At 65.9% G+C, this 11,442-nt stretch carries 8 protein-coding genes; 6 read left to right on the top strand and 2 right to left on the bottom strand.

Annotation, left to right across the window (positions count from 1 at the left end):
* Positions 1-982 precede the first annotated feature (982 nt).
* From ACI797_RS04155 to ACI797_RS04130, 6 genes are read left to right on the top strand one after another with little or no spacing between them, the layout of a single operon-like run.
* Positions 983-1,417: a hypothetical protein gene (locus ACI797_RS04155; RefSeq protein WP_456857241.1), complete on the top strand. Its 435-nt coding sequence runs from the start codon at positions 983-985 to the stop codon at positions 1,415-1,417.
* Positions 1,417-1,794 carry a hypothetical protein gene (locus ACI797_RS04150; RefSeq protein ID WP_456857240.1) on the top strand — a complete coding sequence of 126 codons (378 nt, stop codon included), beginning with the start codon at positions 1,417-1,419 and terminating at the stop codon, positions 1,792-1,794. Before ACI797_RS04155 ends, ACI797_RS04150 begins: the two co-directional genes overlap by 1 nt.
* Positions 1,791-3,398, top strand: a complete 1,608-nt coding sequence (locus tag ACI797_RS04145; protein ID WP_456857239.1) for a transposase — start codon at positions 1,791-1,793, stop codon at positions 3,396-3,398. The genes ACI797_RS04150 and ACI797_RS04145 overlap by 4 nt, the downstream gene beginning before the upstream one ends.
* A gap of 38 nt (positions 3,399-3,436) precedes the next feature.
* Positions 3,437-4,087 (top strand): AAA family ATPase, encoded by a 651-nt coding sequence (locus ACI797_RS04140; protein WP_456857238.1) that lies wholly within the window; start codon positions 3,437-3,439, stop codon positions 4,085-4,087.
* The gene (locus ACI797_RS04135) at positions 4,084-5,280 is read left to right on the top strand and encodes a hypothetical protein (protein WP_456857237.1); all 1,197 of its coding nucleotides are present in this window, start codon (positions 4,084-4,086) and stop codon (positions 5,278-5,280) included. Before ACI797_RS04140 ends, ACI797_RS04135 begins: the two co-directional genes overlap by 4 nt.
* A complete protein-coding gene (locus ACI797_RS04130) occupies positions 5,277-6,008 on the top strand; it encodes a helix-turn-helix domain-containing protein (RefSeq protein WP_456857236.1) in 732 nt (243 codons plus the stop codon). Before ACI797_RS04135 ends, ACI797_RS04130 begins: the two co-directional genes overlap by 4 nt.
* Before the next feature lie 75 nt (positions 6,009-6,083).
* Here ACI797_RS04130 and ACI797_RS04125 read toward each other — a convergent pair whose 3' ends face one another.
* Positions 6,084-7,673 carry a deoxyguanosinetriphosphate triphosphohydrolase family protein gene (locus ACI797_RS04125; RefSeq protein WP_456857344.1) on the bottom strand — a complete coding sequence of 530 codons (1,590 nt, stop codon included), beginning with the start codon at positions 7,671-7,673 and terminating at the stop codon, positions 6,084-6,086.
* Positions 7,674-8,793: 1,120 nt separating this feature from the next.
* Positions 8,794-11,442 (bottom strand): replicative DNA helicase, encoded by a 2,649-nt coding sequence (locus ACI797_RS04120; RefSeq protein ID WP_456857235.1) that lies wholly within the window; start codon positions 11,440-11,442, stop codon positions 8,794-8,796.

The following is an 11,442-nucleotide window of genomic DNA, read 5'->3' as shown; positions in this document are numbered from 1 at the left end:
GCCCTGTCCGCCGTGAACGGCTCCGTAGCCACCTCGCTCCAACTGGCGTGAGCCGAGAGAAGTCCCGAGAGGGTCTGTCGTAGATCGCCGAGCAGGTCAGCATCGATGTACAGCCCAGATCGGCCATGGACATAGCCGGGCCCCTGCCAGTGCTCCCCCTCGCGCAACTCGTTCCGCCGGACGCGTGCTGATCGACGAACGTCGTTGCGCTTCTGCCACGCCTTCCGGATCGCTGCCTGGCGACAGTCCTCGCAATAGGGGCTGCGCCCGTGGTCTTCAGGGAGCAGAGCCAGGCAAGCAGCGCAGCGCTTGTTGCCTTCGACGTCGATCGCTGGCGCGCCGCGAGAACCGTTTCGGACAGGTCGTACACCCTCTACCCGAATCTCAGTGCCATCCGGGGCGACGTGTCTGATCGGGGGTGTCACAGGTAGAACATGTCGTGTCTGCGCAACTTCGTGGTGCCTGACACGCCGCTAAGCACGCAGATCGGGTTCGACCTTCGTTCCCGGCCGCAGACTCCGTCAACGTCTGCGAGCGGTCATAGGTAGTGCCTTAGGTCAGAACCGGTGCGCGCCGGAGTGATGGCCTATCCGTGACTCGCAACCCCAACCCCGGCCGCCGCGATGGTGCCGACGGCCGCCGTTCACTCGATGGTGGCTACACCAGCCACGGACGGGTGACCAATAACAGGCCGCGCCTGGGCGCTACTGATGATCCGACTTATGACTCGGATCGACGTGTGGAGCAAGGCTCGCGTTCGGCAACACCAGCGGAGGCCTCCTCTGGGCAGTCGGTGTCTCGTAAGGCGCCGAGTGCGTCGGCTTCGTCTCGCGGCGGTCTCGCGGTGATCGGCCCCGAGCGTTTCCTTCGTTCGCCCCTGGGTGGCGCGGAAGCCTCAGACGTCGGTCTCTTGACGCACGTCTTGGTCTCGACCCATGCGCCGCTGTTGGACACGGGATTGCCAAACGACGTCCTCGCTCGGATGACCGAGGTCGCCCGCGGCCTCGTCAAGGCGAACCCCAACCGTCGTCGGGTGGTGGCCGCCGAGGCCGTGAGCCTCGCCTATCGGTATCTCACGCAACTGGCGCCGCAGACACCGTGGCGCCTGCACGGCGTCGAGTTCGAGACCGGCCAGGGGCCGGTAGATGTCGCGTGGATCCACGAGACTGATGGGCGGGTCCTCTTCGATGAGTTGAAGACGACCCGGATTGCGACTCGAAAAGTCCCGACATCCTGGGGCTCGCAGATCCGCCGGTACACGACAGCCGGGGTCGGGCGCTATGGCGCTGCGTTCGCCGGTGTACGGCTCTTGCCGATCAACGCGCCGCATCTGGCCCGGCTGAGCCAATCGAGCGCCTTCTGGGTCGCCATCGCGCCAACGCCCGGCGACCCCTTCCGGCTTCGGAGTAAAGCCTGATGGCCACGGCCCAGGGGCCCGTGAGCCCGGAGTTGGAGCAGATGACCTTTCAGGCGCTGCTTCGCATCCGTGAGGCCGACGGCTGCGTCAGCAACGAGGACGTCCACCGGGCCGCGACGACGCTGATGTGTTCGGAGCGTCGGATCCGCCGGATCCTCGCGCGGAACTACGTCAACCGCCCCGACCCATGGCAGCCAGACCCGGAACTGGCTCGATGGCTCAAGGGCCAGACCGGGTCAATCCCGCAGATCCACGCTGACCTGCGCCGAGTCGGCAGATACCCCCTCGTGAGCCTGCGCACCCTGCAGCGCTACCTCGCGGCGCAGTACCGGCAGGCGCCGTCTCGCGCGAACCGAGTGGAGGCAGACTTCCGATGACGACGGCCGTGGTCACCGTGTCACCCGAGCGCGAGGCAAGCGTCCTCGCCACTCTCCTGCGCATTCGAGACGCTCACGGTCAGGTCAGCAATCGCGATGTCCGGATCGCTGCTGATGCGCTTCAGTGCTCCACCCGTCGCATCCGGCGGATGCTGGAACGGGGGTACGTCTGCAAGCCGCGTGAGCGCTGGAAGCCCGAGGCCGATCCAACGATCCGGCTCATCCGCTGGCAGGGCTCCGTCTCTCAGGTCTACGACGACCTCTGCGAGAAGGGCAAGGAGCCCGGCGTCAGCAAGCGCACCATGCAGCGCTACTTCGCGACCGACTACGACCAGCGGCTACTGGCCGGGGCCCGGGGCGGTTACCAGGCGCTGAAGGCGGCATCGCCGCTCTTTGAGCGCGAGGTTGCCCACCGCAACGACGAATGGGCCACAGACCACACGCAGTTGCCCAACTGGGTCCTGCTGCCCGACGGCACCTACGCCAAGCCCTGGATGACCACCATCCTCGACTCGGCCACGCGCATGGTGCTGGCGTTCACAATCTCGGCGTACACGCCGACGACTGAGGAGTCCGTCGAGACCGTCGCGGTCGCGATGGAGGGCTACACCACTGAGGATGGCGAGTTCATTGGCGGTCAGCCTCTGACCCTGCACTCGGACCGGGGGAGTGACCTGGCGACGCACGCGATGACGATCGGGTTGATCGAGCACGGCACCGGTCGGTCCTTCAGCGAGGCGTACACGCCCGAACAGAATGGACGCATCGAGCGCTGGCACCGGACGGTCAAGCGCGAGGTCTGCGCCGGACTCCCCGGCTTCGACCGCAGCGACTACCGGCCGAACGATCCCCGCCGCGAGCCCACCCCAGTGGATCCGGCGAGCATGCTCCCCATCGAGGCGCTCCGACTTGAGATCGCCAAGGCCCTGCGCCGGTACAACTTCGAACGGCCGCACGGATCACTCAACGGCCTGACTCCCTACGAAGCCTGGTGCGCCGATCCGGCGGAGATCCGTCCCGCCGACACCCAAGCCATCCGGGCATCGATGACCCAAGAACTCACGCGCAAGGTCATCCGGAGCCGCGTCCGGTGGGACGGTCGCCACTACATGATGCCCGCAACCGTCGTGCCTGAAGAAAGCCAGGCGCCGGAGGCCCGGAAAGGCATGCGGTGGAGGCAACTGGTCGAAGGCAAGGACGTCCGGCTCCGCTACTTTCCGTCGCGCGTGGAGTTCGTCGAGGTCTACACCCTCACCGGCGACTACGTGGGACGCGCCCACTGGACCAAGTTCCTCGACGCATCTGAAGCCGCCCAGGCAGCCGCTGACCGCCGGGCGCTGACGCGCACCTTGACCACCAGTCTCGAAGAGATCGCCAAGGCCGATGCCGAGGCCAAGCAAGGACTTCGTGCCGACGCCACCGCCGGACGACCCACCGAGGACGACATTGCCTACGGGCCTCGTCCCTCGGCGGGGAAGCGCTCGACCAAGCGGAGCGCCAGCGCCGACCAGCAGAAGACCGCCGAGCGCGACCGCGCCCGAGCCGACCACGAGGCCATGCACGCGACCGTGCTGGCCCGCACCGGGACTGACGACCCCCGCTGATCACGACCAGCCAGGCATCACGCACGAGGAGAACCAGCATGTCCACCATCGAGACCAACAGGGCGGGAGCCCTGCCACCCCTGCCCGACATCGTCGGCCAAACCCTCACCCTGCAACAGGCGGTCACCGCCTTCCGGATCATGGACGACCTGGGAGACATCTCCTGCTTCGACGGTCCCGCCGGAACAGGCAAGACCACGGCCTGCTCGTATGCCGCCGCCCAGTCCAGCCGGTCCTGGCGATACTGCGTCCTCCCCCTCAGCGCTCGCCCAAAGGAACTCATCGCAACCGTGTACGAGGCCGTCCTCCAGCGGCCCGCGCGTGGCACCGAACGGGTCATGAGCAGCGAACTGACTGACCGGCTCAGCGAGCAGGACATCGGACTGATCGCCGACGAGGTACACCACGTCGGACTCCCCGGTGCCCAGCAACTCCGATACCTATGGGACGCCGCGGCCCGCCACGGGACTCCGTTCCCATTGCTGCTGATCGGCTGCAATGTTCGCCAGGAACTCAACAAGGCCGAGGAGGTTCGCGGACGCGTCGCCCGGCAGAGCATCCGCGCGTGGCACCAGATCGCCAAGCACATCCGGTACCTGCCGAGCACCGATCCGTCCGTCAAGAAGGCGGCCGGGCTCACCCGAGACGATGCCCGCATCCTCCGCGCCTTCCTCGGAGATGCCGCATGACGATCTCAATCACCGAGGCACCTCCGGGCACCATCCCGCACGTCGCCCTGGCCAACCGTTTCAGCCTCGACCGCCGGTCTCTGTTGCTTCACCTGGCACCCACCAACACCGCCCCAGGTTCGATCGCCCTAACGCTTCTGCAGTCCATGGGCAAGCAGGTCCGGATTACGGGGGGCAACACCGTCCGAACCGACGAGCACCGCACCTACGCCCCGTTGTGGGCGCGGGCGCACGGAATCACCCAGGTGGCACTGCTCGACGCGCAGCAGGCTCGTCCGGCGACCATCACCGCCGTGCTCGATCTGCTGCCACCGGGCACCGACGTGGTCCTCGTCTGCGAATACGGCCACGAGAAAGCGACTCGTACCCGGCTCCGGCGCGCAGACCTTGCCGTTCAGACGCTGGACTGGGAGACCTGGCACGCCGGGCTACCGGACGGGTCTGACGAGTATGTCGGCAGCGCGCCTAACACACCTGGCTACGAACTCGACCACCTGCCCCTGGTCGACTTTCTGACCTTCCGCTACACGAGCCGCGACCTGAACACTCCGGACCGGTTCGCAGCAATCGATGCCGACTACGTCCGCGTCTACTACCAAGCCCTGACCGTTGCGCCCGATGAGGCGTCGGTGATCAACCACCTGGATCGCTCCACCGTTCAGGCGACGAGCACAGCCCCGATGTTGGTTGCGATTCGGGCATCGCAGAGCGCCTTCTTCGCCCGGGGCTACTTCCTGCAAGCCCACTCCGACCGACTGCTCGGCGTGCTTTCGTGCAACCGAGCACCCCACGCCACCGACGCGGACTGGCGTGCGCTGCGCGCCTACATCCGCCCTGAACGGTCCGCCACCGCGGCGCTATACCTGCTCGGGATTCCGGCCAAAGTCCTCGCATCGACGCCGGTGCAGGCAGTTGCAGACAGCCTCACGTCGGGCGAGATCGCAGGCCGTCGGATCCCCGCGTTGGCCCGGCCGCTGCTGGCCGTCCAACTCGCGCGGCGCATCTCTGAGGGAGCCCAGGGAGCCGATTCGTACCTCAACCTGCGCGGGCAACGGCGGCATCTCGAAATCCTGATCGACGCACGTCGCCATCTCGGTCTTCCCATCGACGGCCGCAATCTCCGTAACGACCACACGAATAACTCCACCCGAGTCCTGCACCGCCTCGGCCTGGAAGTTCGGAGCCTCACGTGAGCCAGTCCCCGTCCCTGTTTGACCTGCCCACCATCCGAGCCGCCCTCCAGCAGAGCGGTCTCGCGCCGAGTGACATCGCGTTTCGCGTTGACATCGCGGTTCGCTCGCTGCAACGCATCCTCGACGGAGACCCCGACCCCGGCGAGATCCGTCTCGCGACCCTGGCGCGCCTGGCGAACACTCTGGGGCTGCCCCTTCGGTCGCTGATCGCGCCACCGCAAGACTCTGCGCGCACGACGCGGGCTCCCCACGATGCTGAGGTGACAGACCCGGCACCCGATGATGCCTCCACTGTCATCGCCCTGCTCTACGACCGCAGCACGGCCGCAATCAACAGTGAGGTCGCCGTCGCCCTCGGCTGGTCGCTCGATCGACTGAAGGAAGCCCTTCGTGAGGCGGACCAGCGCCTACGGCCCGCAGGGCTACGCATCGTTCGGGAACACGGAGAAAGCAGCATCCATCCGGTCGCCGACCATCTTCGGGCCCGTGCGGCGCTGGATCGCGTCCAGGCACACGTCCGCGGACTCAAGGTTGTCGAGTACCGCGCCGCCTACGAAGTCCACAGCGGGCAGAAGGTCACCGCACCCAACGAAGCGCGGCGGCGCTTCGTACTTGGCCGACTGGCCAACGTCGGAGTCATAGATTTGACGGGCAAGAAGGTCAACCTTTCGGCTGCCGCGAAGTTCGCGCATCCGTTAGACCGACTGCCAGGATCGGTGCCCTCGTAACGGGCCAGCCAGAGTCCACAGGTCGCGGCAAGTCGGAGGGTGACAGTCACGCCACGGATTGCCTTCTGACAGCGGCTACGCGTTGAAGCCCTCGTCGAGCATGGAGTTTATGTTGGCACCCGACATCCTGGCGTGGAGAGCAACGGCCTGCGACTCCGTGAGGCTTGAGATGAAGTCGGTACACGCGCGGGCCGCCCGCTCCTTATCGGTAGCGTAGCCACCATTCTCCGGGGACTGCCACGACGCCATATCGAGGCAATCGATGAGCCTTGGCGGCAGCCCATTGATCGAGTAAGAGCGCCGCTCCCGCCCCACATGAGGCGACTCCGGGCCTTGGTAGCAGCCATCAACCCAGGAGGTAAGCCATACGAACAGTTCTCGAATAAGACGCGCTTGCCCGAACTGCGCGGAGGCCAATGCGGGCTTGTCGATCACGAAGTACCACGTGAGTTTCTTCAAGACTTCCACTGAGAGCAGGGCGACTCGATCAATATCGACAAGCCCGACATCCGGTAGCAGGGAGATCGCGTCGGTGCCGGTCAGGTAATCGATGTTGTTTGTCGCCCAGGCTCGGAAGCCGTTGCGATCCACTCGCCGCCCAGTCGCCGACGGAGGAAGAGCACCGAGGACATCCAGGAAGTCCTGGTGCATGGCGCTCTCAGGATCCTCTTCGGCCGCATACTTGTGGACCAGCATCCTCGTCTTGAGCAGCCGCTCCTTGCAATAGTCCCACAGATCCAAGACAAGTGGTGAACTCGGTCCACTGTTACTCGTCAGGTCTTCCAGCGGGATCAACCCCGCACGAGAGAAGTCTTCGAGGTCGTGGACGGCGTACGTGACATCGTCCGCCCAGTCCATCGCCTGGGCCTCGATGGACCTAAACTCCTTCCCGCCATCGGGCCTGTCGCGCCCCGTCCGGGCGTCCGCGCCATTGATGTATCCCATAGCCCATTTGAGGACGCTGTATTCGGAATCGTAGGCGCCCCACTTCTGCTTTAGCGGGTCGACACCTTCGGGTCGATACCCATAGGTCCATGGGTATTTCGATACCGCGGAAAGGAGGGCTCGGGTGAGGTCTAGTCCAACGATGGGCTCTTGCTCACTAGTGAGCAGGGGGCCAACTGCGAGTCTTGTGGCGATGCGAAATGTCTGAGCGTTGCCTTCGAAGCCATCGCGAAGATGGTAACCGTCACCGACAGGAGGGAAAGTGATACGGAGAGATTCCTTCTGCGGCTGATTTGGCGTCGCGCTTAAGGCGGCATTCAGAGTCGCTTCGGCTATGTGGCCAAAGGGTGGGTGACCCGCATCGTGAAGCATGCCCGCGGCTTCCACGACCCATGGATTGACGGGTTCGTCGTCTGCGTGGTCCTCTGTCGCTGCCCCACCGTACTTAAAGCAGGCTGCCCGAACCGACCCATCCTCTGCGGCGAGGCCATTCAGCGTGTCGGCAATCTTCCGCCCGACTTGGCCAACCTTCAGACTGTGAGTTAGTCGATTATGGAGCAGCGCAGTCTCGCCCGTGCTCGCGACCTGAGTGACGCCGCCTAGACGGCGGAAGGAACTTGCGTACAGGATGCGATCTCGGTCGCGTAGAGCCTCGTTTTCCTGCCGCGGACCCGCTAACCGAGTCCAGCGTGAGACTTCTCTGTGCCCCCGTGATGAAATCTCTGCCCCACAATACCTAGGCTGCGACCAGACCCGCTGTAGTTTGCTTCAACTTCCCAGCCTCGGACATGCGGGTAACCTGTATGTCGAGGTCGTCAGAGGTCAACTCGGGATTCTTTTGCAGAAGTTCCGCATAGTCCCACCGTGTCAGACGACCGTGTGACTGGATGTGTTCCGCAATAGCCCGATTAGCGATCTCCAGCGTGGCCGCGAACCGGTCCTCGGCAAGGTCTCCCTGCCGCATTGCAGCCGTCCCCGTTTCGGCAACCTGGGTCACTGATCCCCCTCGGTGGTGGTGGTTCGTTAGTATTCTCGGCGGCCGTCGGGCTCGGTTGACGCGGCGGGGTGATTCCGACCCACGTCCGGCGTGTCGGAACACTGCGTCAACGCCGCCAGCGGAAAAAGTGACTCTGAGTGATCAGCGGGCATGCATGAGCCCGCTCTGCGCCATGAGGGCCGGATACTGCAGGGCCCCAAGAATGCGGATCTTGCTCCCGCCAGGAACTCGGGACGCATTTGCCCACTGTAGCGGAGAAAACCGCTGTGACGGAACTGCAGCGCGCCGCGCTTTTTGCCAGGGAGGCTTGGGCTTTCGTTGACGCATCCGAGAATGCACGCCTACCCGTCTTCACCTGTGGTCGGAGACGGCTTCTCTCGGCAGGGGCTCCGGGCCCCCATGGAACGTCCGCTCGCATGCCTTCTCCAACGTCACGCGCCCGTGTGCCTGAAGTGGACGGTGGCCAGCGCGTCTACACCCCGGCTCACCCTTAGGCACCTGCGGAAGGCCGAGGGAGGAGCGCGGATGAACAGCGGGACGTCGCGTGGCGTGGCCGCGTCCGGCGCTTGCTCGGGTCTCCGTCCACGCTGCGAAGCAGTTCAACGACGCGACTAAGACGCTCGCGACTGGGGGAGGCGTCCGTGAAGGCCCAGGGAGGCGCTACATCAGCAGGTGTGGTCGCGACAGCACAATGGCGCGAGTGTGCCGGTGACGGCTCGTGACACTTTTCCACAGCCACGGATGACGCCCAAACGTCGCAACTGATGACGTTCCAGCGTCGTCTCCCGGTGACAACTCATGTCGCGGGCCGCCTCAAGGTCGTCGTTCGACACTCGGCAGTCGTCAGTTGGCCATGTCAACGAACCGGCTGTAATGGCCCTGGAAAGCCACGGTGACATTCGCCGTCGGACCATTCCGGTGCTTCACGAGCATGATGTCCGCCTCACCGGCCCGAGGGGATTCCTTCTCGTACATGTCCTCGCGGTGGATCATCATGACCATATCGGCGTCCTGCTCGATGCTGTTGTGGACAGCCATTCCGTCGGCGATGAAGTTGTGGCCGCCGAGCACCGTCGCGTCGAAGACCTCTTCCTCCGCGCCCTGCTCGATCGACACGATCTCGTCCCAGAGCACGTCGTTGACGGCCTGCATCTCGAGGTCGGCGTCGTCGAGGATCTCCGCGATCCGGCCCAGGCGCTCCCGGCTGGGCGCGTGCTTCCACATCGCGCTGCCGCAGAACGCCGAGCCCATCGCCGCGGCGAACGCGCGGTGGGTCATGCCCTTCTCCGCCAGGACGTCCCGGACCTTGTCCCACACCTGCACCGGGATGGTGTCGACGTTGGGGTTGCCGGACTGCGCCCGCACGATCTCGAGCAGGCGTGCGGCCGCCTCTCCACGGGCACCGTGCACACCGATCTCATTGAGGAACCGGCGCTGGTCGTCGCAGCCGCTGATGTCCAGCGTCCAGCCGTCCCGGTAACCGCTCTTCCCCACCCGTCGGATCCGGCAGGAGATACCGAAACGGAGCAGCAATCGGGAGATGTCGTCGACCAGCGCTCCGCTCGTGGAGGCGTAGTAGACGCGTCCGCCACGGCCGTTCTTGTTCACCGTGACGGAACCGTCGGTGGCCCACAGGTGCCGCAGGAACAGCGAGATCTGCTTCTTCGGCAGGCAGAAGACCGGCTCCGGCACGAATTTCTCGTGGCTGCGCAGCCCGAACAGGCCGAGCTCGTCCAACCAGGCGGCGATCGGGTTCCGCTTGCCGTGCGTCAGCGGGAAGGGCGCCCGCAGCCGCAGCGTGGTGCAGCGAGCCGCTTCGTAGTCGTCCCGCACCGCGACGACGCCGAAGTGCAGGGCGGCCGTGGTGACGGCACGCAGGTTGGCCTCGTCGATGGAGGCGTAGCGCAGCGGCTGGCGCTTGACGAAGCTGCCGTCGCCGATCAGGTGCCCCAGCAGGACGGCCTTCTCGTCCTCCCAGACGGTCATCCGGTCGGGGGCCGGGACGTGGCGGGGCACCGCGATCCGGTCACCCGGCGCCAGCTCACCCAGCGGCCGGAAGCCGTCGTAGGTCAGGAACGGGTGGTTCGCGGTCGCTCGCACGGTCTTGCCGGACGCGGTGGTCAGCTGGAAGACCTGCTTCCGCCCCGTCGGGAAGACGTGGGTCAGGTGCCGGCGGACGTACCGCAGGTTGTCGTCGAGCGACCAGACCGGGACGTCCTTCTGGCCAGACTCGAACAGCTCACCCATCGTCACCTCGGCGCCGGTGTCGGCGCGCAGGATCCGGGTGTCCGCGGTCAGGCAGCCCGACTCACGGAGGTCGGAGAGCATCGGCTTCTTGTCCTGCCGCTGCTCGGACCCACGGTTCAGCTGGCTCATCGCGATGACCGGCACCTCGAGCTCCTTGGCCAGGAGCTTCAGCGCACGGGAGAACTCGGAGACCTCCTGCTGCCGGCTCTCGACCTTCTTGCCCGAGGTCATGAGCTGGAGGTAGTCGATGACGACGAGCTTGAGGTCGTTGCGCTGCTTGAGCCGCCGCGCCTTGGCACGGATCTCCATCATCGTCATGTTCGGCGAGTCGTCGATGTAGAGCGGCGCGTCGGCGACCTCACCCATGCGGCGGGCGAGCTTGGACCAGTCCTCGTCGGAGAGCGTGCCGGCGCGCATGTGGTGCAGCGGCACCTTCGCCTCGGCCGACAGCAGACGCATGGTGATCTCGTGCTTGCTCATCTCGAGCGAGAAGATGCAGGTCGCTTGATGGTTCTTGATCGCGGCGGAACGTGCGATGTCCAATCCCAGGGTGCTCTTGCCCACGCCAGGCCGGGCCGCTATGACGACCATCTGACCGGCCTGCAGGCCGTTGGTCAGCTCGTCGAGGTCGCGGATGCCGGTGGGCACGCCCCGGCTGACGCCGCCGCGCGAGGCGATCGCGTCGAGCTCGTCCATGGTCGGCTGTAGGATGTCCTCGAGGCGCGAGTAGTCCTCGCTCATCCGCTTCTCGGTGACCTCGTAGATCTCCTGCTGCGCGCGGTCGACGATGTCGTCGACGTCGCCGCGCCCGCCGGCCGCGCCGTAGCCCAGCTGCACGACCCGGGTGCCGGCCTCGACCAGCCGGCGCAGCGTGGCCTGCTCGGCGACGATCTGCGCGTAGTAGCCGGCGTTGGCCGCGGTCGGCGTCGACTGGATGAGCGTGTGCAGGTAGACCGCGCCGCCCATCTTGGACAGCTGGTCGGTGCGGTTCAGCTCGGCGCTGACGGTGATGGCGTCGGCCGGCTCACCGCGGCCGTACAGGTCGAGGATCGTGTCGTAGATGACCTGGTGGGCGGGGCGGTAGAAGTCGTTGCCGTTGAGGACCTCGACGACGTCGGCGATCGCGTCCTTGCTCAGCAGCATGCCGCCGAGCACCGACTGCTCGGCCGCGACGTCCTGCGGCGGCTGGCGGTCGTACTCGGGTGCCGAAGGCACCGGCCGGCTGAACTCGTCGGCGACTGCCAC

It is taken from the genome of Geodermatophilus sp. SYSU D00691 (genome assembly GCF_054050275.1).
Note: the sequence above shows the minus strand (reverse complement) of the source record. Positions and strands in the feature narration are given on the sequence as shown.

Coding starts and splice junctions, on each gene's coding strand:
- ACI797_RS04145 (WP_456857239.1), top strand. CDS start 1,791: ATGACGACGGCCGTGGTCACCGTGTCACCCGAGCGCGAGGCAAGCGTC.
- ACI797_RS04140 (WP_456857238.1), top strand. CDS start 3,437: ATGTCCACCATCGAGACCAACAGGGCGGGAGCCCTGCCACCCCTGCCC.
- ACI797_RS04155 (WP_456857241.1), top strand. CDS start 983: ATGACCGAGGTCGCCCGCGGCCTCGTCAAGGCGAACCCCAACCGTCGT.
- ACI797_RS04150 (WP_456857240.1), top strand. CDS start 1,417: ATGGCCACGGCCCAGGGGCCCGTGAGCCCGGAGTTGGAGCAGATGACC.
- ACI797_RS04135 (WP_456857237.1), top strand. CDS start 4,084: ATGACGATCTCAATCACCGAGGCACCTCCGGGCACCATCCCGCACGTC.